Below are 21467 nucleotides of genomic sequence, written 5' to 3' on the forward strand. Positions count from 1 at the left end.
TTGCTCAACTGTGCTAGATACCAATCACTACTGCCCTTATTATTTGTATTTGCTATATCTACAGATAAGTTTACTTTTTCTGTACGATAATGTCCTTTGTAAAAAAGTTCAAATTTGCCCTCAGAGGTTATAATCTCTTTTGATGGGTATCCTTGTGCGGCATTATTTTCTAAATGCTTATAAACCTCTAAAAATTGTCCGGTTGCAATATTATCGCTTATAAGCTGATCGATTACCTCTAAGAAGCTTCCAAATGTCGTTGCAGTAGCATTTTTATATATTATATTGCTTGCTAAAGGTATAAAATCAAGTGCCTTATTTATTAGCGTATTATCCTTTGGGCTGATATCCTATGCGAGGCCAATCTAGTACTTCCTCATACCTTATAGGTTTATCGGTTTTTGGGTCAAAAGCATCTAGCATTGGCTCAAGTAAACAACCGGATAATGATAATATGCCTTCTAGCAAGGGAGTATAGTTTTTAATTAGCGGTGTTTTATTTAATATATTTATTATCTTGCCTGTATGCTTTGGAGTAATTTTAGGAAATAATCTATATGCTTTATTGATATGCGGATTACAGACATTTACAAAATTCGGGGCTGATAAATAAGTTGTTATGTCCAAATTTCTTGCGTCAAAGGTAGTTTTATGACTATGGATATGAGAGGGAAGATTTTTTGTATTTAAACCAGGGCTATCAAACGTGATTGCCTTTGCTTTTGAATAATGAAAATCTCTATGAGCAAAATATAAGCTAAGTTCTGCAAGCCATGCACCTAAAGAATAACCGGTAAAAGATAAATTATAATTATTCTCATTAGCATATTTGGTAATTTCCTTTGTAGCTTCATATGCTGCCGCTTGCTGTGCTACTATCTGCCCACCTAAAATACTTTTAAAATGAGCATTAAGAGGTGAATTAGTTTTGAGTAAATCCAATTTTTCAAATGTAGTAGCTCGATAAGCAAGCACTATTTGTTTTGTATTTTCATTTATATATGCTACTTGCGTAATATCTGCCTATTTTAGGCTTGTTAAATATTTTAAATAGTTTCCAGTCTTTTAATTGTTCATTTCGGATTTTTACCTTTTCATTATTTTCCTTTTCTACAGCAAATTTTACAATATCATTTTCCGTAGAATCTATATAAGCAGCATGTAAACTAAATAAACCATGTAGAAAGTCGGTAGGGTGGTGCTTATAGTTTTGATTATTTAAGATAATTTTACTTTCGATTTTTTGTACAATATCACTAGAAGCATTAGGCATCTTGCCCCAGCTTACATTACCGATAAAATTATTATTTTGGATTTTAGCGGCTATTTCCTCTAACTGCGGAAACGTTAAAGATAGCTTGCTAAAATCTAGATGAACAAATGAAGGGACGTTCTGTTCTAGACACGCTATAATTGTTTGATAATCACTTGTATTAACCGGATTTTTTGAAGAAAACACATCTGCTTTCATAAATATACTTAGCTCTAATTGAACTGAACTTTGCTTTTTCAACCAAACTTTTTGAAATATTATAAATTAAAAGTTATTATTTTCAATTATTATTTTTATTCTGAATTTAAAATTAGATTATTTGAGATAATGAGTTTATAGGAAAATATAGAATGGTGACCCCTACGGGACTCGAACCCGTGTTCCCACCGTGAAAGGGTGGTGTCCTAACCGCTAGACGAAGGGGCCTTCACTTTAAAGTAGGCAAATAGATATATTAGTCATACCGTGGCTATGACCACGGCATGACAGTAAGTTAGAAGTTTTATACAACAACTTTGCCAATATTGCAAGTATAAAATTATAGGTTTACCTTAAGCTTAACACTACCTTGATGGCTTCTATAATGTTTATTAAGATAATAATTATAATCCAAAGAAATAGTAGTATTCTTGATACTACCTATAATACCCGTTCCTAAATTATAGGATGTTTTCGGTTGCTTCGGTATTAGATAATCCTGTTTGAATGTATTATCAAATATTTTAACAACTCTATTTATTTTTTGGGTTTTCTCTTTTAAATTATGTTCTACCGCTCCTTGGAATGTTAGACCTAAATTATTAAATTTTAGAGCATCTTTTAAAGGTACTTTGACTTTAGTACCGACAATTCCGGACAATATATTATTCTCTTTCATTGTAAGAGCTATTTCTTGTACGTTAATACCGGTTTCATTATACACCCCGTCTCGTGACTTCCCGTATCTTAAGCCGATATGAGTAATAACAAGCTTGTTTTGCAAAAGATAATTATAATTCAGTAATGCTTCCGCATTATAACTATGATTGCGATGTTTTACATTACTTCTAATTTTAGTATCACCATATGAATAAGTTGTCTTATCTTTAATAAAGTTTTTAGAAGCAGATACTAAAGCTTGTAGTGCAAAATTCCTCGGTAATTCTTTTTGTCCGTAAATAGAAACCACATGACTATCAATAAGTTCTTTGTCATTATTTTTACTATTTTTAAATTTAAATACTGAATAAACATTACTGTAAGCTATACCTAGAATATTATTGTCGATTTCAACGTCAAACCCAATAATAGCACCTTTGTTAGTACCTCTATAACCGGTCATATTTTCTACGCGTCCATGATTATTAGTGCCGTACATACCACGCATCCACAAACCTCTTTTTATACGAGATTCTTCTTCATCACCAGCTCCTACCGCTACCATATTATTAGACATATTCATAGATGCATCTAATCTGTTACGAATCATATTATTTACAATAGTATTAGCAACTTTCGCTTGATTTAAAGTAGGAGCATTTTCTGAAATTTGCGTTTGCATTTCTTTTTTTGCTTTCTGTTCAAGAGGAATAGCTGTATCAACTTCCGTTATTTTAAGGTTATCCCCATCGGAATCGGATAATTGCTCTATTATTTCTTCTTCCTCTTCAAATCCTGAATCATAACTTTCTTCATCTTCGCTACCATCGCCTAATGCTAAACATTCCTTTTCTCTACCATCACTTAATGCTAATGCACACTCATTACTTGATACAGGTAGTGCAAGTAACCCTTTATCTCCTGCTTTTTGAATACCGGATTCTGTTACTTCTGTGTCTTCTTGTTCTTCATTGCCTGCAGGTAAGGTAGATTCTGATTTACCATCCGACGCTGACATTTTATCCATTTTACGATTGAATTTTTCAACCTCCTCATCTAAACTACTGACTAAAATCGCAATATCTTCGTCTGAATTATATTGTGGATCCAAGGATACAGGGATTTCTGCATCGTATTTCTTAATCTCCTTATTTATTTCTTCAAAAGAAAAAGCTTGATCACATGCTAACAGGTCTTTTTCAGCTCTACTCAAAACCTTATTTACAAGTTCTTCTTCTTCTCTCAGCACTTCAATCTGCTGAACGATTTGAGCAGCTTCTGAGCCTGTACTTGGCAATTGTTCCAGTTCTTGCCTTTTAACTATTACTGCCATTTGATATGTCCGTAGAAGAGCTAATTTAGTTTCACTTGAATTTTTATCACTACTATTGGCTATCTTTGAGCTTAACTGGCCCGAAGTTGGACAGCTATCCTCAGCTCCATATCTATGACCTACTCCTATATCTCCTGTATTATCCCATGATAAATCTTCATTACTACCAAATATGTTTAAGCTACTAGCTGAAGATGAACGTGAAAATACCGGCTTACTTTCAGTTACCTTAGGCTTATAATCATTGGCTATTTTTTCATGTTCAGATTTTAATTTCCCTAATTTCATAACATTAGAACCGCTTAAATCCTCTAAGCCGTTAATTGAAGGTGAACGGGATAGATTTAATTCTGTATCGCTAAGTAAATCGCTTATGTCGCCAACTGAATAACTTGATGATGATACATCTGTGCTTGAATACCCTTCATTTAGAGGAAATGCTGCTTCTATGGCTTTCCTTTTTTCTTTTAATTGTGATTCTTTTGAAGATAAGTCTAGAGCTTCTATAGCTAACCGCTTAAATTCTAGGTTTTCTGGATCTTGATATTGATTCAATATGGCAATAGCTTGCTTTTCCTTAACTCTTCTATCTTCCTCTACTTTTAGTAGTTTATCTTCTAAATCTAAATAATCTAATTTCTTATCAAGCTCAGCACTGAATAATGGTGTTCTAACTAATTTTCGTTTACCAGTATTCCTACAACTTATAGATGGTTTAGGTTGCTCTCTATTATATATTGTTTCTGATGCTAAATTCTCATAACTAACCGGCTCATATATAGTAGATAAATTAGATAATGGCTGTGTACCTTTAATAGTACTATCAACTAAATTTAGCCTACCTTGTGATCTATTAAGTAAAGCTTCAGCTTCTCTTAGTACTTCAGGGGGAGCAGTATTATATAGTGAAGCATATCCATCTGTAAGTTCTCTTACTTCTAATTCTCCTAGTTGTTTAAGTTTGCTTAATAAATAACTCCGTGTATTTATATCATGAACTCTATCAACTCTTAATACTACTTCTTGATATTGATCATTATCTAAATAAGGTAAAGATTTGATTATTGTCGAATCTATTGATTCCTTAGGTACTCCTGAAGAGCTTAGGTTTATAGCATTTATTATAATAGTTTTATGATCTTCTCGAAACTGTTGAGCTTGCGGAGAGTTATATAGTGACCCTACATTTATAGGTGGGGCTACAGCTAAATTTTTCGGTAAGCTATTCATATTAGCAATTGGCATAGAATGACCATTCCCCCAATTTGGATTAAATCCAACATCTGCATCTGTTTCTATATTATTAAAGTGTTTATCCGCTCTGCTTTTAATAGCGTACAATTTTTTTTCTGCTTTTGCATTATGTGCTTTTATATCTTCCGGTTTGCGTATTAATGCCTGTTGTAATCCTTGATAGACTTCAATTGCTTCTTGGTAATCATTTTCTATTCCCCGTAAAGCTAAATTAAGTGATTTTTGTTGTGAAGGACTAGTTGTTTGCAGTATTTCACTTCTTTTTACATCTAAGTCACTTATAAGTTGAGCTGCCTTTTCTACTAATTTACTATCTACACTTAAAATAGCCTCCTTATGATGCCCATTTCCCGAACCTTGACCAAATCCTCCCTCTTTATCTACTGTTCTTTGCTTTGAGGTTTCTCCATCTCTTTTCCTTTTTCTGTTCTCTGCATCATTTGTTTGTAAAATTGACCCTACTTTTGATACAGCTCTCTTTATTATATTACCTTGTTTTTTCTTACTAGAAACTGAATAAGTACTTTCTTCAGTTAAAGTTTCTTGAGGTACATTTTCAGCCTTTGTATTCATTCTTTGGTTATACGCTGCATCCCAACTCGCTGATAGTTGCTCGAAATCATAGGCTGATGACAAATTTTGACCTTCCAAACTCTTAAAGCCTGAATCCATACTTTTAAGCTGTTCTTCTTGTGAATGTAAATCTAGCCCTAGATCATTCTGCACATCTAAAGTTTCAGTACGCATTTTTTCTGATTGCGGTTGTTGCATCTCCGGAATACTTCCACTTACATTACTTTTCTTCAATGAGTCACTTTTAGCGACCGTTGGATTTTGTGTTTGCGTTATTAAACCAAGAGTTTCTATAGTTAACGTATCAGGTTGCTTTGATTTCTGAGCAAATGCGTCGCCAGCTAAATCTAAATATTCTAATCCTTTTTTGTCAAGCTCTGAACTTAAAGAATATAGTGCAGGATTTTTCCAATTTTTGTTAGATCTCGAGCTTTCATCTGTAGTCGTTGTTTGTAATAAGTTAGCTTGCTGAATTTCATATACTTTCGAGACCAAACCTTCATATGCCTTTATACCGACAAGATGTGCAATCTCATCTAATTTTTGATTAAATTGATCCACACTTAACTTTCTCATTTCTGTCGCTAAACTATCTATTACACCATCTATTTGAGCTTGATTTGACTGTATGCTATTCAAATAATTAATGTATTGTGAAACCTTAGCCTCGTAAATATCTTTTGTATGGCTTGGAAGCTGTCCATATGCTTTTGAACGATTTTCTTGTATTTGCTGCTGCAGTATAGCTAACATCGGATTACTTTCTAGCGAACTATTCACATTAGCAGTTTGCATATGCGGCACATTTCCCCAACCTAGATTAAATTCGGTATCTTCATCTGTTTCTTTACCTGAAATACCGCTTGGTAAGCTTCCCAAGCCTGAATCCATACTTTTAGGGTCTGCCACTTCTTGATTCGACAACATTACTGTATAAGGTTGCTGCTGAACTTTTATTGGCTCTAAGTACCCATCTTCATCCTCCGGCAAAGTTCTCTGAAGCTCATGACTTAATTGCATGGTTGACTTTGCTGTTAGCGACTGCTTAGAAATAGTAGCAGCAGAAGAAGTTGTTGACGGAGTAAGAGCTAGTCCCTCTAGTTTTTTTATATTTTCTTCAATCTTATCATTTGTTACCATTGCAACATGATTGTCCATTTGCTCTTGCAGTTTTTTTAGCTTTGTTCTACTTGCTTCCTTTTTTGCATCATTCAATATTTTTTGAGCTTCATCTGCCGCCGCTTTTATAGCTTTTTCTTGCTTCTTTATTTTCGATAATTGTTTTTGTGCTTCTTGTCTTTGCTTTTTATCCTCTATAGCTCCTACTTTTAATTCTAATTCTTGCAACCTGTTCGATGTTGTATTAGCATTTGATATTTGCTGCATTTTTTTTGCAATATCTTCCCTGATTCCTACTATATCTCTTGCTTTTTCTACAGCAATATGTCGTTGATTTTGTTCTAATTGAACTTCCTCTCTTTCACTTATTAGATCTTTGTATTCTGCACTATTTCTTTTTACTTCATTTGTTTCCGCTCTCCTTTTATCGACTACAGCTTGTCTAGCAGCATTGACTTTCTGCCGTTGAGTAAGCACCTCTAGTTGTTGCTGCTGATTTAAGAATAACCCAACCAGCGGCATCTCCGTAACCGGAGCTTTTCTTTGGGGTTTTGTTAAAACTATCCCACCTACTGAAACATCTATTTCTCTAGATAAACTATTTGCTTCCTCATTTTTATTTGTTAACTTTTGTTGAAGTTCATCTATTTTTTTATTATTTTCTTTTAATTTTGCACTATCTTTATCCAATTCATGCTTATTTTTTACTCCTCCTGTCTTTTTGTTACAACTGGCCAGACTCCTATTTTCTTCATCTAATTCTTTTATTTTTATTCCTATCTTTGCAGCTTCTAACTTTAGTACTTTTGTTTTTTTCTGTGATGAAACTATCTGTTTTTGTAGCTGTTGTAATGGTTTTTTATTTTTTTTGCCTTGGGTATTTTTAATTGTCGATTCTACTTCAGCTAACTTGATTCCTAACGTCTCATTAACTCGTAATATATTACTTACCATCTTCGCTGCAACTTCAGCACTGCTCAACAATAGAGATTTTGGAGGAACCGGAGGTTTAGCCTGTGTGCTAGGTTGTACTGTCTGTTGTGGCTCGCTACTAAACGATAATATTCGTACTGCCTTTGAGTTTGTGTTTGGTGGTGTCTTAGCTCCCAAATTATCATTTGGTTTAGAATCTGGAGTAGGCTGATACGAAGTCGCCAGTGTTGATGTAGTACCAGGTGCCGTAGTATAATGTTCCGGTGATGTCAGAGTAGTATTTGGTGTATTAGGTGCAGTGACAAAGCCATTTGAAGCTGGGCTAACAGTAGGCGAAGACGCTGTTATTATAATTTCTGGTTTTTGAGGCGTTTGCTCTGTCGGTTCAGGAGTATAATTATTTTGATTTTGCTCTACTTTTTCAGCACCTACAAATGTTTTTCTTCTAGTAGGTGGTCGTACTTTTCTCGCTTTTCCGACATCAGACTTACTACGTGCTACCTTTTTATAATGATCCTCTATAGGAATATCTTTTAATGGATTAGATGGCTTAAATGCTTTAGATTGCTTAGATATTTCCATTTCTCTTATTTCAGATGAAGTATATGTGTTTCTTTCTGGTTCCGGTACCATCACTGTTCCTATCTGCTGCGGTGTATTTGTCGTATCTCTATTTCCGTTTGATTGTGACAATCTGAGCGATAATTTCTTTTCGAGTGCGTCACGAAATAATGCTTTTTTATCGCTGCTCGCCATACCCTCAAAAGGTATTGCGATTATTGCTCCTACTGAAATAGAGGCAAGCAGAGAATATTTTAAAAACCTTGATTTTTTTAGTAAATTTTGTTCTGTTAACTTATTCATTACAAATATCTCAATTTAAATTAAAAATTTATATACATAATTAAATTAAAATTTTATATACATAAACGTTGGGCATTATAATAAATAAGTTAATAAAAAGCAATATATAAGTTAATTTATCTTAACTTATAATTACGAGAGAATTTTATTCTAATTATTGAAAATATAATAGATATAACGTATAATACATTTTTAGCTTTCAATTGAAAATTGCTACAATATTTTAAAATAACTTTGGAAGCAGAGTATAATAATTTAAATATTTGGTATTTTGTTAGTTTTATTTACGGTATTATTGTTTATTTTTCGCTTGATTTTGAGCTTTCATTTACAACAATTTTTTTCATTTTTTGTGCTTGCCTAATATTAACCTTTACTAGAAATTCTAATATATTTTTACAGTTTACTTACTGGATGATTATTGCTTTTATTTTTGGCGTATTTATCTCTAAATATCGTGTGACAAATTTACACGGCGAAACACTTCATAAACCAATAATAACAAAAATTAGCGGCAATATAGAATCGATAAAACCGACTATTATAGGAGGACAAATAGTATTAAACAACATTAAGATTGAAAAAATTAATCGTAATTTACAAAAAGTTAAAATTAGTATACCGAAGAAATATATACAAGAAATTAGGGTAAATGACAGAATTACTTTGCTTGCTAAACTCTATAAGCCGCAAAATGCTATACTCCCCGGGGGATATGATTTTGGTTTTTACGCTTATCTATCGGATATAGGGGCAAACGGCTATGCCATGTCGCAGCCACAAATTATAGAACGTAACGAGACAAATTTTGATAGCTTTATTTATAGAGTACGTTCTTATATTTATAATAATTTAATAGAAAAGCTAGGAAATGATAAAGGAAATTTTGCAGCTGCGATATTACTCGGTGAGACGAAAGGTTTAAACAGGCAAATAATGCAGGATATAAGGCAAAGCGGTATATCACACGTGCTCTGCGTTTCAGGTTTGCATTTATCTTTAGTTGTGATGATTATTTTCCTTACTACAAGATTTTTATTAAATCTCTCAAATTATTTGGCATATAATTTCAATATAAAATTAATCTCTGCTTATTGTTCGCTAATAGGAAGCTTTGGTTATTTAGAGCTAAGCGGTATGCAAATAGCAGCAACTAGAGCCTTTATTACTGCTGCAATCTTTATTTACGGTATTATTATCAGACGCTCTTGCTTTCCTCTTCGTTCACTTGCAATTGCGGCTTTTATAATATTATCGTTAAATCCCGAATATATTTTTCATCCAAGTTTCCAATTATCCTTTATCGCCGTATTATCGCTTGTTGCAGGTTTCGAGTTTTACTTAAAAAATTCGTGGTTAATTGGGGAAAATAAAGGCATTTTTGGAGCAGTAAAATTTTATATGGCTTCAAATATTTATTCAAGCTTCTTAGCAAGTATTATAACCGCTCCGGTAGTAATTAATCAATTCTTCATATTTTCCACTTATTCAGTGCCGGCTAACCTCATTGTTGTTCCGATAACATCATTTTTTCTTATGCCGCTTGCTTTGCTATCTCTGCCTTTTACTATGATTGGGTTTGATAGCTATATATTAATGATCATGGGATTTTTTATTGACATAATAATAAAATCAGCCGCCTATTTTAATAGCTTAACGGGAGCTGTATGGTATTTCGGTTATATTACCAATTTCAGCATATTACTTTTTTTATTCGGTTTTTTTGGATTTGTATATGGAAAACTTCGTGGCGTTTGCTTGGTCTTGTAATTATGATAATATCTTTTATATTTATGTTCTACTCTCCAAAGCCGGAATTAATATTTGACACAAATCATATGGCAATATGGCAGTAGGCATTAAAGACAAAGACGACAAGCTTATAATTTATGCCGATAAAATGCCTACATTTAATAGAACTTATTGGGCTAATTGGTTCGGACAAAAAGATAGTATGGTGTTACCTTTAAAAGATAATATTTTCATAACTAATCACGGACAGAAAATTGTCATTAATAACAATAATCATTGTGAAAAAGCCGAAATTCATATCAATCTCAATTACAAAGCTAAATGCCACGGGAGCTTAATAACGATTAATCACGATTTTTTAAAAAAAAGCCCTGTTATACTTATCTTTTGCAATAAAAAGGAATGTACGGTAAAATCTACTCGATGTCATCCCCGCGTAGCATTGTTGCGTGGATCGATTTCACTTATGTCATCCCGCGACTTGATCGCGGGATCCAGTTAAAAATACTAAAATTATTAGTATTTTTTATTGTTTTTAAGGACCCCGTGGTCAAGCCACGGGGTGACACAGTGGGTTTTACCGATCCACGCAACAAGGTCCAGCTTTTAACTGGATGACATCAAGGTCTTTTTAAAAACTACTATATACTATAGGTATAATCAAATAATGCAAGTTATACATAAAACTTTAAAAATTCCTTCAAAAGGATATAAAAAAATCTTGAGCCTTTTAAATGAAAAAGGTCAATCAAGACTTATCGGCGGCTGCGTACGAGATGCGTTACTAGAGAAAGATAGCTACGATATCGATATAGCTACTAATTTAACACCGGATGAAGTAATAAATATTTTATCGAAAGCTATAGTCAAATCAGTTGGATTTAATTACAAGGAGCGAGGAGCGAAGCCTATAGATAATAGGGGAGCGACGAGCGACTCGTTCAGTGAATTCAAATCATTTGACTATAATATAAAAACCATCCCGACCGGCTTAAAATTCGGTACGATTACGGCTATTTTAAACGAGGAAAAATTTGAGATTACAACTCTCAGAAAAGATATCGAATGTAACGGCAGACATGCCAAAGTAATATTCACAAACGATTTTGCCGAAGATGCCGCAAGACGAGATTTTACTATTAATGCTTTAAGCTATTGTCCCTTTAAGAACGAGATATATGATTATTTTGAAGGATTTAAGGATTTGCAGCAGGAAAAGGTTGTATTTATAGGGGAAGCTCTAGATAGAATTAAAGAAGATTACTTACGAATCCTACGCTTTTTTCGGTTTTCTAGCTATTATGCGAATCAACTTGATGATGGCAGCTTCAAAGCATGTAAAGCTTTAAAAGACGGCTTAAAAACTTTATCACGAGAGCGAATTAAAAGTGAAATGGATAAAATTATCGTTTCAAAAAGAGCGGCACAAATTTTAGAAGCTATGTTTGAAATAGGAATATTAGAACTAATATTCTCTATCCAAAATTATAAAATAAAATTTTTTGAGCAATCTAAAGAATTAGAATTAGCAACTAATTATGCTTTATTACTACATAATTTAAAAAATATAAATTCAAAGCTTCTTCTCGATTGGAAATTCTCAAGACAGGAAGCAATGCAAATATTATCTATAACGAACTTTCTGAATGATTCTGAAGCTAACATAAAAAAAATTTGGTTTGAAAAAAAGAACTACAAGGAATATTTATTAGCAGCCTGTATAATCGGTAAACTAGACCATTCACAAGTAAAAGAATTTATTTATAAATATGATACATTATTACGCCCGAAATTCCAAGTAAACGGTAATGACTTATTAAATATGAATATAGAAAAAAAAGAGATAGGGGAAAAATTAGAATATCTAAAAAATTTTTGGATAGAGCAGGATTTCAAGCCTAGTAAATTGGAGTTGTTGGAAAAGTTATGAAGCTTAAGATTTATAATATACTTCTAATGTCATCCCGCGACTTGATCGCGGGATCCAAAAAAATGGATACCGTGGTCAAGCCACGGTATGACACCGGAAAGATTCTAACTTTACTATTCCTTACATTCTTCAGCCTTACTAGCTACGCTAAGCCTAAGATAGTTGTAAGTATTATGCCAATTGCTAGTATTGTTTCGATACTTGTTAAGGATAAAGCGGATATCGAGAGCCTAGCTATTAATAGCGACTGTCCTCATCATTATAATATAAAACCAAGCGATCTTGCTAAAGTCAAAAATGCCGATATAGCTATTTATATTAATGAACAATTCGACGGCTTTGCCGAGAAATTAATTGATAATCATAGCAAAAACATTATTAAAATCAGTGATATAAAATCTTTAACCACTATAAAAGATAATTGGCATATTTGGCTTGATCTTGATAATGTAAGAATTTTACTACAAGAATTTGCACGAATATTTAGCGAAAAATTTCCTGAGCTACAAGAAGATATTAATAATAACCTTTCAGCAGCACTTAAAGAATTAAACAAGCTACAAGAAATTAAAAATAATGAATTTGTAACGATAAAAGACGTAATTTTATTAAGTGATAGTAGCGAGTATTTTTTTGTTAATACTAATATTAAAACTGCAAAATTATATAGCGAAAGTCAAAAAAGTCTACGATATATACGCAAGCTAGAAGATTTAATTAAAGAGTCTAATAATAAATGTCTTGTGTTAAGTAACGAACAAAATTCACGATTATACGATAAATTAAACGCTAAAATAATAATATTAAATAGCGAAAACTGGAATGTGAAAAACGTCGATTCAAACACTTTTCAGAACCAATATTTACAAATGATTAATCAAGTTAAAAAATGCATACGCTAAATAACGAAGAAGAGACAAAAAAACTTGCAAAGCTTTTAGCACAAAGCTTAAAACCAAATGATATAGTTTTACTTAACGGTGACCTAGGATCCGGTAAAACATTTTTTTGTCGTGAAATTATTAAACATTTTTGTGGTGAAAATACAAGTATTATAAGCCCGACTTTTAACTTACTGCAAACATATAAAGCATCTAACTTCACTATCTATCACTATGACTTATATCGTCTTAAATCACCTGAAGAAATTTATGAACTTGGATTTGAAGAAGCATTAAACGGTAATTTGGTTTTAATAGAATGGTCTGAAATTATTAAGCATTTACTTACCCCGCCTTTAATCGAGATAAATCTAGAAGTATTAGACGAAAATAAACGTTTGTGTAGTATTATAGCAAACTCGTCAGAATCTTCCCTTATTGATTTTCTACAAGATTCTCCACTATTCGGTACAAAACTTGATATTCAAAGAGATAAAAGCCCTACTAGAAAAGTTAAGTTATAGTCATATCTATTCCTTTAATATATTATTTAAAAAATCTTTACTCTCTTTCTCTGATAAAAAACCGCTTTTACTTGTGTTTTTTGCTTGCATTGCCCAATACATATCTTCAAGCTGATTAAATTTCTCATATTCTTCATGTGATATAAGCACCACTGTTGGTTTACCGTATTTATTTATAATTACCGGCGATTTTACTACTTGATTCATTAACTCTCCAATTATTAATATTTAACCAATCAATTGTCATATAATAAAAACGCTTTTTCAATAGGAAGTAACTTTAATTCCGGTAACATCGGCATAATTAAATCTATTCCGGCTTTTTCGTTACTATTACCGTGTACTAATATAAAAGAGCCGTCTTGAACTTTTTCGCCTTTAGCAAGCCAAGCATTACTACCAAGCGGAATAAATCCTAAATCTTTTAGCTTTTCTATTAATGTTTGATCAGAAACTAATCCAGGAAAACGAAAGAAAGGTGACGGAGCAATATTATAACTTACTAATATTTTTCCTGCTTCTAATACTTCATTTTCAAAGTCCTGTTTATTGGAAAGAAGGAAATTATCTTCAAGAGGTTTATCTTTAAAGTAAGGATGGCTAAATGAATGATTAACCCATGTTATTTGTAAATAACCGTTTTCTTGTTGCTTTAATAACCATAAGAACTCTTCTGTATGCTTATTAATCCATAAGCCTGAAACACATATAGCAATCGGAATAGGTTTATTTAGTTTGCTCGATAATTCTACGAGCTTTTTAAAAAAATCTTCTTCAAAGCTTTTGGAAGAAGGACACATATCAATTGTCAAGAACTGCCCTTTTACTTTATACATGCTACTCGTAGCACCGTAATTTTGCTGTATACTCGATGAACTTGAAAAATTGGCTACGTCGTCTTTGTAAGTCCTCGGATGCTCACGTATTATTATACGCTCCGCTCCTCGGCTTACAGACTCCTTGCTCTTTTCCAAGTTGATCTTCGTATAACCACTCTTCATTTCGTAGGAGTATATAGAGTTATATTTATTTAAAGCTTTAATATACGGAGTTTTATTTAATTTTTTTAGAAGATTTTCTTTTTCTGTTTTATTCGTAGGTAAAATTACCGATTCTTGTAGGACTAACTCAGTTTTAAAAGAATTCGGTTCTACTAAAACGAAATATGATTTTTCATTATTTAAATAAGAACGAATAGCGATTTTTATTTTTTTATTCTCAGCAATTACAGGCAAAAATACCGGTTTATAATCAGTTATAATTGCTGCTTTTTCGTCTGCATAACTTAAATTAAAAAACAATATTATAAAAATAAAACTTAAAATTCTTTTCATTTATTCGTCTCCATAACTATAGTACTGGACATTTTTTAAAAAGTCCTCGCTGTCATCCCGCGAGGGATTATTGCGTGGACCTGTAAAACCTACTCGATGTCATTCCCGCGGAGGCGGGAATCCAGAAAAAAAGTATAAATACAGCAAATTTTTGAAATTAAAAGCTCGATTTATCTCGCTTTATGCTGGATTCCCGCTTCCGCGGGAATGACATAAAGCGAAAATTATCCGGTACTATGATCCATAACGCTCGTATAAAATTCTACAATTTTCTCTTTTACCTCTGCGGGGTCGTTCATCAAATTAACAGCACCTCTAAACTCTGCTGAACTTGGTAAGCCGCTACTATACCAACCAATATGCTTACGAGCAATAGGTACGCCCACGGATTCGCCGTAATAATCAAGTATTGCGTTATAATGCTCGGTTACGATATCTAGCTGCTCTGCTATAGAGGGAGCAGGTTTTTCTTCACCTGTTTTAAGGTAATGTGCAATTTGTGAAATAAGCCAAGGTTTGCCGTATGCTCCTCTACCGACCATAATACCGTCTGCACCGGATTTTTGCAGGGCTTCTTTTGCTTTAGCAAAATTAGTGATGTCACCGTTAGCAATAATCGGAACTTTTACGGCTTCTTTAACTGATCGTATAAAATCCCAATCGGCATTACCGGAATAAAACTGACATCTCGTTCTACCGTGAACGGTGACCATTTGAATCCCTGAATTTTCGGCAATTTTAGCCAAAGTCGGAGCGTTTTTCGTATTATCATCCCAGCCCATACGCATTTTAACCGTTATCGGAATCTTCACCGCTTTAACCGTCGCTTCAAAAATCTTAGCTGCCAGCTGTTCATCCCTCATTAGAGCCGAACCTGCATAACCGCCTACTACTTTTTTCGCCGGACAACCAAAATTAAGATCGATAATCTTTGCCCCCATATCCTCGTTCATTTTAGCAGCTTCAGCTATTACATTCGGCTCACAGCCGGCTAGCTGTACGCATGCACTTGTCGGATCGTCATGCATGATAGCACATTTTTGCATTGACTGCCTAGATTTCACAACCATTGCCCGACTTGCTATCATCTCAGAAACTACAAGCCCTGCACCGAATCTTTTTACCAATTTTCTAAATTCTAAGTCCGTAATATCAGACATTGGAGCAAGAATTACATTTGAAGAAAGTTCTATATCGCCGATTTTGATCATAAAAAACCGTTATAAAAATAAACGCTCATAATATCATAATTCTATATTTTTGTCTAATATTACTAATTAAGAATAGACAAAAGCCGATTAATCTATTATAAGCTTAAGTTATATTTCTTTACTTGAGTAAAATGTCATTCCCGCCTACGCGGGAATGACATTTAATTATTAAGGCCACGTAGCTCAGTCGGTAGAGCAAAGGACTGAAAATCCTTGTGTCGTTGGTTCAATTCCAACCGTGGCCACCACTTCTTATTTAAATCCCACTTTTTTATATCTTCGATTAAATATCTATTGCATTTCTAAACTTATTTTTATAATGTTAATTAACTTTAAGTTAATAAGATAATAAAGTTTAATAAGGATAAATTATGTTTGCAGGTATAAAAGAATTTTTTGAAATAGAATCTGATGAAGTATTATATGATAAATTAACAAAAGCAATAAAAGAAAAAAATACAATAGAAGCCAAAAAATTAATTGAAAAGATACAAAATACTGAGTTATTCAACAAGGCTAATGCTTCTCATAATACTCTTCTACATTCTGCTATTGAACAAGGTTTAGAAGAAGTTAGTGGGGTACTCATTTCAAAAATGTCTAATGAAGCTATCAATATTATTGAAGAATATATTTTATCCGGTGAGCAAAAAGGTGAAACATATTTAACCTTACTTGCCTCTAAAGGTTTTGGAAAAGCTTGCGAAATGCTTATTCCAAGAATGTCTAATGACGCAATTAATATTATTTATTATTGATAATAAACACAAGGATTCTGCACTAAAAAAGGCTATAAGAAACGATATGGATGAGGTTGCTCAAATGCTTATTCCTGGAACGTCTAACGATAATATTTATGTTATTGATAAGTATTCCGAAAATACATTGTTAATTACAGCAGCTAAAAAAGGTATGAAAACAGTTTGTAAAATGCTTATTTCTAGAATGCCTCTTGAGCTTATTAATCACATTAACAATGCTGGAGATACGGCTGCAAGCGTCGCAGCTGCAAGCATAGATACAGAAAACTTTAAAGAAGTATTTGATTTATTGCAAGAAAAACAAGAGGAGTTTTTAAAAACAATAACCATAGCAAAACAAGATATTGAAAACTCTCTAAAAGACCTAGAAAGTGTTTTTAATACTAACAAAAAAACATTGGATGTTTTATTTGAGAAGATACAAAAGCTAGGAGATGATAAAGCTGCTTTACTAAAACTCGATAAACAAATAGGAAATATTGCAAATAATAATATCATTAGTAAAAAACTAATTGATTTAGATAACTATGTTAATTGCTTAGTTGATAATCAAAAGACCCAAGATGACACTTCTAAAATATTAGGAGGTGTAGAGGGTGTGCCTTTGGAATAAATATGTAGCTTCTATATAAATTATGGAAGTTATTTTTTGGATTCCCGCTTTTGCGGGAATGACATCGAACGTGTTTTCAATTACTCCCAATTAATAAGTTTTTTAAAGTAATTAATTTTATATAACAAAAAGTAATTTTCGTTACTTTTTAAAGCTCGTATATTCAATACAAAATCACTCTCATCATAGATAAAAATTTTAACTAAGTTGAGATATGATAAAGTGCCGAGAATAATTGAACGAAATAAACTAAGCGATGCTTTTAGAAGTTGTTTATCAATTATAAGTACAATTTTTCGGCATGGCAATTTGAATAAAGTACGGATTAACTTATAGTAAGCATATGTGTTATAGGGTTTCTTAGCTAAAATAAGTTCTATATTTACCATACCCATTCCATTCGGATAAATTTCATGTAATAAATCTTTATCTTTAATGATAAAATCTAGATACGGTTCAATAATATCTATTTTTTCTTCTGCTGTTTTAGTGTTCATAACGGCTTGTCCTCCTGATTAAACTTAAATGATTCAAGTTTGATCACCAAGAAGCCAATTCAAAGCCCGATTGGTGATCAGGGAGTTAGAAACACCGTCAACAAGAACAGCTGAGTAGTTTTTAGGCTTAAAGTTATACTCTAAGCCCTGAACATGACTACTACCTCCCCGACCGTAAAATATCGAGGAATAAACCAATTTAACGGTGGTTTTACCGCCTGTTGATGGAGGTTTCTACACTCCAGAACAACCTTAGCTGTTCCAAGATGATCTAAGCAAAACTCTAAACAAGTCAATATGATTATTGATTTTAAAAATTGGTATTGCCGCATGACTCATTTTACGTCATTCGTGCGGGGTATTGGCTGCGTGGATCAGTTTTTCCAGTGTCATCCCGCGACTTGATCGCGGGATCCAGCTTATAAATACTAAAATTTTAGTATTTTAATTTTTTTTCTGGACCCCGTGGTCAAGCCACTGGGTGATACAGTGGGTTTTATCAATACACACAACAACGCTTTCTCACTTCCGCAAGAATGACATCGAGTGTTGACTATTGGTACTTCATGTGGTACTATTCTTATTAATACTTAATTAAATAAATTTATGACATATTTAATTGCCAGTGAAGCTAGAAAAAGTTTATATAAGTTAATTGATGAATTAGCTATAAGTCATGAACCTACGTTAATAAAGGGTAAGCGAAATGCTGCAGTTTTAATTTCGGCTGATGATTGGGAAGATATACAAGAAACAATATTTATTGCTTCTAATAAAGAATTAAGTGACTCAATTATTAAGGGACTAAATACTCCTATTAAAAAATGTAGTATCTTAAAATTAAAGTAAATATGTACAGTTTATACCTTACTGAAGCTGCACGCAAAGATTATAAATTAGTAAGTAAATCCATTTATAACGATAAAATTCAAAATCTATTACATATTATTCAAAATAACCCCTTTCAAAATCCGCCTCCTTATAAAAAATTAGTAGGTGCTTATAATGGGGCTTATTCAAGAAGAATTAACATACAACATAGATTATTTTATCAAGTATATGAAGAAACCAAAGAAATAAAAATTTTGCGTATGTGGGGTCATTACGGGGATAATTAGTCTTATAAATTTTGTTGCATAATAAAACTATCACTTATATACTGTCGCTAATGATTAATTTGCTTAAAGTTTCATATGGTAAGTAGTAATTTTTATAAAAATTTAGGACCACGAAAACTAACGGCAATTATAGATTTTTTACACGATATTATAGAACCTCCTAAGATTCATGAAGATATAGCTATTCATGATATTAAAATTCTGCAGGAAGCATCACCAAATGATATTAGCTTTTTAAGCAATCCTAAATACTCCGAATTTTTAAAAACTACCAAAGCTGCCGCTTGTATAGTACCGAAAAATTTTACAGGAGAAGCAAATTCAAATACTGTTTTAATACATGCCGAGAATTCATATTTTGCTTACGGCAAATTAATAGATTTTTTCTATACTCCTATTAAATCATACCCTGCTAAAATAATGAAATCCGCTATTATTGCAGATTCGGCGACTATCGGAAAAAATTGTTATATCGGTCACAATGTAGTTATTGAAGACGATGTTATTATAGGTGATAATAGTATTATAGAAGCCGGAAGTTTTATAGGTAGAGGCGTAAATATCGGCAGAAACGCTAGAATAGAACAACATGTTTCAATAAATTATACAATTATAGGTGATGAGGTAGTAATACTTGCAGGTGCAAAAATCGGACAGGACGGGTTTGGGTTTTCTACCGAAAAAGGCGTACATCATAAAATATTCCATATAGGTATAGTTAAAATCGGCAATAATGTTGAAATCGGTAGCAACACTACTATTGATAGAGGTTCGCTTCAAGATACTATTATAGAAGATTTATGCCGCATAGATAATTTAGTACAAATAGGGCATGGTGTAAAAATAGGCAAAGGCTCTATTATCGTAGCACAAGCAGGTATAGCAGGAAGTAGCACAATAGGGAAATATTGTGCTCTTGGAGGACAAGTAGGAATCGCCGGACACCTAAATATAGGCGACGGGACACAGGTAGCGGCACAAGGCGGTGTAGCACAAAATATAGAGGCAGGTAAAATTGTCGGCGGTAGCCCTGCAGTTCCTATCATGGATTGGCATAGACAATCTATTATTATGAAACAATTAGTAAAGACCTCTAATAGCAAATTAAAAAAGTAGTTTGCTATTGAAAATGGTTTTATTGTATGAACCACAATGTCATCCTGCGAAAGCGGGAATCCATCACAAAGCTAGATAAATAGAGCTTTTTACAAGCTTTAAAGTACTGGATTCCCGCTTTCGCGGGAATGACATCAGACTCTATGTAATAAATAAAATACTAAATAAAGAGACCTAAATAAATGATCATAGATATTACCGAAATCATGGATTTAATACCTCATCGCTATCCATTTTTATTAGTAGATAGGGTACTTGAAATTGATCTTAACAAATCAATAAAAGGTATTAAAAACGTTACCGTTAACGAACCGCAATTTACAGGACATTTTCCGGCAAGACCTGTTATGCCGGGCGTTCTAATGGTTGAGGCTATGGCACAACTTGCTGCTATATTAGTTGCTAAATCGTTAGGCTCTACTAAGAATAAAGAAGTGTTTTTAATGGCTATCGAAAATGCAAAATTTCGGAGAATCGTTCAGCCCGGTGATACTATGCATATCCACGCTGTTATTGAGCAGCAAAGAGCTAACGTATGGAAATTTTCAAGTACGGTTACGGTTGAAGGTGAAATGGCTGCAGAAAGTAAATTTACCGCAATGATTAAAGATAAATCGTAAGGGATATAGTGTCAAATTCTAATATACATCCGACTAGTTTAATCGCAGAAGGGGCAAAGCTCGGTAAAAACGTAAAAATTGGACCGTATTGTATTATAGGTCCTGAAGTTGTGCTTCATGACAATGTCGAGCTAAAATCTCATGTAGTAATTGAAGGGATTACTGAAATCGGTGAAAACACTGTAATCTACCCTTTTGCATCAATCGGTCAACCTCCGCAAATCTTAAAATATGCTAATGAGCGATCAAACACGATAATCGGCTCTAATAATACTATTAGAGAATATGTTACGGTACAAGCAGGAAGCCAAGGCGGCGGAATGGTGACAAGAGTAGGAAATAATAATTTATTTATGGTCGGCGTTCATATCGGTCATGATTGTAAAATCGGCAATAATGTAGTATTTGCTAATTACGTAAGCCTAGCAGGTCATATTGAGGTAGGTGATTACGCAATAATCGGCGGGCTATCTGCCGTACATCAATATGCTAGAATCGGTGAATATTCGATGATTGGCGGGCTATCACCGGTCGGGGCAGACGTAATACCGTTCGGGCTTGTAAGTAGTAAACGTGCGGTGCTTGAAGGCTTAAACCTAATCGGAATGAATAGAAAAGGGTTTGATAAAGCAGACTCTTTAAGTGCCTTAAAGGCTATCGAAGAAATCTTCTCAGGTGAAGGTAATTTTACTGAACGTATTAAACAAGTTGCCGAGAAATATAAAAATAATTCTATAGTAATGCAAATTATCGATTTTCTTAATCAAGATAGTAGTAGAGCATTTTGTCGTTTTGAGAAGTAAATTTATAAGTAGTGTACGAACGTACCAATGTCATTCCTGCGAAAGCAGGAATCCAGAAAAAAATTATAAATACAGTAATTTTTGAAATTAAAAGCTCGAT

19 protein-coding genes, 2 tRNA genes and 4 pseudogenes are annotated in these 21467 nt (G+C 33.1%); 15 read left to right on the forward strand and 10 right to left on the reverse strand.

Features of this window, described 5'->3' with window-relative positions:
* Positions 1–330 precede the first annotated feature (330 nt).
* The 4 genes from AC5587_RS08170 to AC5587_RS08185 form a co-directional block, all read right to left on the reverse strand.
* Complete coding sequence (locus AC5587_RS08170) at positions 331–975, reverse strand: lipase family protein (protein WP_499162417.1); 645 nt, start codon at positions 973–975, stop codon at positions 331–333.
* A gap of 16 nt (positions 976–991) precedes the next feature.
* Positions 992–1471, reverse strand: a complete 480-nt coding sequence (locus tag AC5587_RS08175) for a hypothetical protein (RefSeq protein WP_499162418.1) — start codon at positions 1469–1471, stop codon at positions 992–994.
* Between the two features lie 153 nt (positions 1472–1624).
* Positions 1625–1699: transfer RNA gene (locus tag AC5587_RS08180), tRNA-Glu, on the reverse strand.
* A 112-nt stretch (positions 1700–1811) separates the two neighbouring features.
* Positions 1812–8207: an autotransporter outer membrane beta-barrel domain-containing protein gene (locus tag AC5587_RS08185; protein ID WP_499162419.1), complete on the reverse strand. Its 6396-nt coding sequence runs from the start codon at positions 8205–8207 to the stop codon at positions 1812–1814.
* A gap of 234 nt (positions 8208–8441) precedes the next feature.
* On the opposite strand from AC5587_RS08185, the pseudogene AC5587_RS08190 reads away from it, so the two are divergent.
* The 3 genes and pseudogenes from AC5587_RS08190 to AC5587_RS08200 form a co-directional block, all read left to right on the forward strand.
* Positions 8442–8927: pseudogene (locus tag AC5587_RS08190) on the forward strand (hypothetical protein); the annotation flags it as partial.
* A 225-nt stretch (positions 8928–9152) separates the two neighbouring features.
* Entirely contained in the window at positions 9153–9977 is an 825-nt protein-coding gene (locus AC5587_RS08195) for a ComEC/Rec2 family competence protein (protein ID WP_499163028.1), read from the forward strand.
* 2 nt (positions 9978–9979) lie between these two features.
* A pseudogene (locus AC5587_RS08200) lies at positions 9980–10191 on the forward strand (ComEC/Rec2 family competence protein); the annotation flags it as partial.
* A 232-nt stretch (positions 10192–10423) separates the two neighbouring features.
* Here AC5587_RS08200 and AC5587_RS08205 read toward each other — a convergent pair.
* Complete coding sequence (locus tag AC5587_RS08205) at positions 10424–10555, reverse strand: proline/betaine transporter (protein ID WP_499162420.1); 132 nt, start codon at positions 10553–10555, stop codon at positions 10424–10426.
* A 71-nt stretch (positions 10556–10626) separates the two neighbouring features.
* Between AC5587_RS08205 and AC5587_RS08210 the strand changes: the two genes are divergently transcribed.
* From AC5587_RS08210 to tsaE, 3 genes are all read left to right on the forward strand, one after another.
* Positions 10627–11889: a palindromic element RPE2 domain-containing protein gene (locus AC5587_RS08210; RefSeq protein WP_499162421.1), complete on the forward strand. Its 1263-nt coding sequence runs from the start codon at positions 10627–10629 to the stop codon at positions 11887–11889.
* A gap of 62 nt (positions 11890–11951) precedes the next feature.
* Positions 11952–12791, forward strand: a complete 840-nt coding sequence (locus tag AC5587_RS08215; RefSeq protein WP_499163029.1) for a metal ABC transporter solute-binding protein, Zn/Mn family — start codon at positions 11952–11954, stop codon at positions 12789–12791.
* Positions 12779–13294, forward strand: coding sequence for a tRNA (adenosine(37)-N6)-threonylcarbamoyltransferase complex ATPase subunit type 1 TsaE (gene tsaE, locus AC5587_RS08220; protein ID WP_499162423.1), 516 nt, complete (start codon positions 12779–12781; stop codon positions 13292–13294). The genes AC5587_RS08215 and tsaE overlap by 13 nt, the downstream gene beginning before the upstream one ends.
* Before the next feature lie 15 nt (positions 13295–13309).
* On the opposite strand, the pseudogene AC5587_RS08225 reads toward tsaE, so the two are convergent.
* The 3 genes and pseudogenes from AC5587_RS08225 to AC5587_RS08235 all read right to left on the reverse strand — a co-directional run.
* Positions 13310–13396: pseudogene (locus AC5587_RS08225) on the reverse strand (type II toxin-antitoxin system Phd/YefM family antitoxin); the annotation flags it as partial.
* A 36-nt stretch (positions 13397–13432) separates the two neighbouring features.
* A pseudogene (locus tag AC5587_RS08230) lies at positions 13433–13501 on the reverse strand (type II toxin-antitoxin system Phd/YefM family antitoxin); the annotation flags it as partial.
* A gap of 29 nt (positions 13502–13530) precedes the next feature.
* Positions 13531–14628 carry a palindromic element RPE5 domain-containing protein gene (locus AC5587_RS08235; protein WP_499162424.1) on the reverse strand — a complete coding sequence of 366 codons (1098 nt, stop codon included), beginning with the start codon at positions 14626–14628 and terminating at the stop codon, positions 13531–13533.
* A gap of 70 nt (positions 14629–14698) precedes the next feature.
* On the opposite strand from AC5587_RS08235, the gene AC5587_RS08240 reads away from it, so the two are divergent.
* Positions 14699–14839 (forward strand): hypothetical protein, encoded by a 141-nt coding sequence (locus AC5587_RS08240; RefSeq protein ID WP_499162425.1) that lies wholly within the window; start codon positions 14699–14701, stop codon positions 14837–14839.
* Between the two features lie 13 nt (positions 14840–14852).
* Here AC5587_RS08240 and dusB read toward each other — a convergent pair whose 3' ends face one another.
* The gene (dusB, locus tag AC5587_RS08245; protein WP_499162426.1) at positions 14853–15839 is read right to left on the reverse strand and encodes a tRNA dihydrouridine synthase DusB; all 987 of its coding nucleotides are present in this window, start codon (positions 15837–15839) and stop codon (positions 14853–14855) included.
* Positions 15840–16011: 172 nt separating this feature from the next.
* Between dusB and AC5587_RS08250 the strand changes: the two genes are divergently transcribed.
* The 3 genes from AC5587_RS08250 to AC5587_RS08260 all read left to right on the forward strand — a co-directional run bounded on the left by AC5587_RS08250 (position 16012) and on the right by AC5587_RS08260 (position 17213).
* A tRNA-Phe gene (locus AC5587_RS08250) sits at positions 16012–16087 on the forward strand.
* Between the two features lie 123 nt (positions 16088–16210).
* Entirely contained in the window at positions 16211–16597 is a 387-nt protein-coding gene (locus AC5587_RS08255) for a hypothetical protein (protein ID WP_499162427.1), read from the forward strand.
* Entirely contained in the window at positions 16569–17213 is a 645-nt protein-coding gene (locus AC5587_RS08260; protein WP_499162428.1) for an ankyrin repeat domain-containing protein, read from the forward strand. Before AC5587_RS08255 ends, AC5587_RS08260 begins: the two co-directional genes overlap by 29 nt.
* Positions 17214–17293: 80 nt before the next feature.
* Here AC5587_RS08260 and AC5587_RS08265 read toward each other — a convergent pair whose 3' ends face one another.
* Positions 17294–17710 (reverse strand): hypothetical protein, encoded by a 417-nt coding sequence (locus AC5587_RS08265; RefSeq protein WP_410526699.1) that lies wholly within the window; start codon positions 17708–17710, stop codon positions 17294–17296.
* Between the two features lie 606 nt (positions 17711–18316).
* On the opposite strand from AC5587_RS08265, the gene AC5587_RS08270 reads away from it, so the two are divergent.
* The 5 genes from AC5587_RS08270 (at position 18317) to lpxA (ending at position 21367) form a co-directional block, all read left to right on the forward strand.
* A complete protein-coding gene (locus AC5587_RS08270; protein WP_410527367.1) occupies positions 18317–18559 on the forward strand; it encodes a type II toxin-antitoxin system Phd/YefM family antitoxin in 243 nt (80 codons plus the stop codon).
* Positions 18560–18561: 2 nt separating this feature from the next.
* Positions 18562–18828 (forward strand): Txe/YoeB family addiction module toxin, encoded by a 267-nt coding sequence (locus AC5587_RS08275; protein ID WP_499162429.1) that lies wholly within the window; start codon positions 18562–18564, stop codon positions 18826–18828.
* Between the two features lie 75 nt (positions 18829–18903).
* Positions 18904–19944 (forward strand): UDP-3-O-(3-hydroxymyristoyl)glucosamine N-acyltransferase, encoded by a 1041-nt coding sequence (gene lpxD, locus AC5587_RS08280; RefSeq protein WP_499162430.1) that lies wholly within the window; start codon positions 18904–18906, stop codon positions 19942–19944.
* Between the two features lie 182 nt (positions 19945–20126).
* Positions 20127–20564, forward strand: a complete 438-nt coding sequence (fabZ, locus tag AC5587_RS08285) for a 3-hydroxyacyl-ACP dehydratase FabZ (protein ID WP_040256693.1) — start codon at positions 20127–20129, stop codon at positions 20562–20564.
* 8 nt (positions 20565–20572) lie between these two features.
* Positions 20573–21367 carry an acyl-ACP--UDP-N-acetylglucosamine O-acyltransferase gene (lpxA, locus tag AC5587_RS08290; protein ID WP_410527371.1) on the forward strand — a complete coding sequence of 265 codons (795 nt, stop codon included), beginning with the start codon at positions 20573–20575 and terminating at the stop codon, positions 21365–21367.
* Positions 21368–21467: the final 100 nt, after the last annotated feature.

It is taken from the genome of Rickettsia endosymbiont of Hedychridium roseum, assembly GCF_964028255.1.
In the GTDB taxonomy this organism is placed as follows: domain Bacteria; phylum Pseudomonadota; class Alphaproteobacteria; order Rickettsiales; family Rickettsiaceae; genus Rickettsia; species Rickettsia asembonensis.

Bases quoted from the DNA above. Each gene is read 5' to 3' on its own strand.
- AC5587_RS08175 (WP_499162418.1), bottom strand. From the start codon at position 1,471: ATGAAAGCAGATGTGTTTTCTTCAAAAAATCCGGTTAATACAAGTGAT.
- AC5587_RS08185 (WP_499162419.1), bottom strand. From the start codon at position 8,207: ATGAATAAGTTAACAGAACAAAATTTACTAAAAAAATCAAGGTTTTTA.
- AC5587_RS08210 (WP_499162421.1), top strand. From the start codon at position 10,627: ATGCAAGTTATACATAAAACTTTAAAAATTCCTTCAAAAGGATATAAA.
- AC5587_RS08215 (WP_499163029.1), top strand. From the start codon at position 11,952: ATGGATACCGTGGTCAAGCCACGGTATGACACCGGAAAGATTCTAACT.
- tsaE (WP_499162423.1), top strand. From the start codon at position 12,779: ATGCATACGCTAAATAACGAAGAAGAGACAAAAAAACTTGCAAAGCTT.
- AC5587_RS08235 (WP_499162424.1), bottom strand. From the start codon at position 14,628: ATGAAAAGAATTTTAAGTTTTATTTTTATAATATTGTTTTTTAATTTA.
- dusB (WP_499162426.1), bottom strand. From the start codon at position 15,839: ATGATCAAAATCGGCGATATAGAACTTTCTTCAAATGTAATTCTTGCT.
- AC5587_RS08255 (WP_499162427.1), top strand. From the start codon at position 16,211: ATGTTTGCAGGTATAAAAGAATTTTTTGAAATAGAATCTGATGAAGTA.
- AC5587_RS08260 (WP_499162428.1), top strand. From the start codon at position 16,569: ATGACGCAATTAATATTATTTATTATTGATAATAAACACAAGGATTCT.
- AC5587_RS08265 (WP_410526699.1), bottom strand. From the start codon at position 17,710: ATGAACACTAAAACAGCAGAAGAAAAAATAGATATTATTGAACCGTAT.
- AC5587_RS08270 (WP_410527367.1), top strand. From the start codon at position 18,317: ATGACATATTTAATTGCCAGTGAAGCTAGAAAAAGTTTATATAAGTTA.
- AC5587_RS08275 (WP_499162429.1), top strand. From the start codon at position 18,562: ATGTACAGTTTATACCTTACTGAAGCTGCACGCAAAGATTATAAATTA.
- lpxD (WP_499162430.1), top strand. From the start codon at position 18,904: ATGGTAAGTAGTAATTTTTATAAAAATTTAGGACCACGAAAACTAACG.
- fabZ (WP_040256693.1), top strand. From the start codon at position 20,127: ATGATCATAGATATTACCGAAATCATGGATTTAATACCTCATCGCTAT.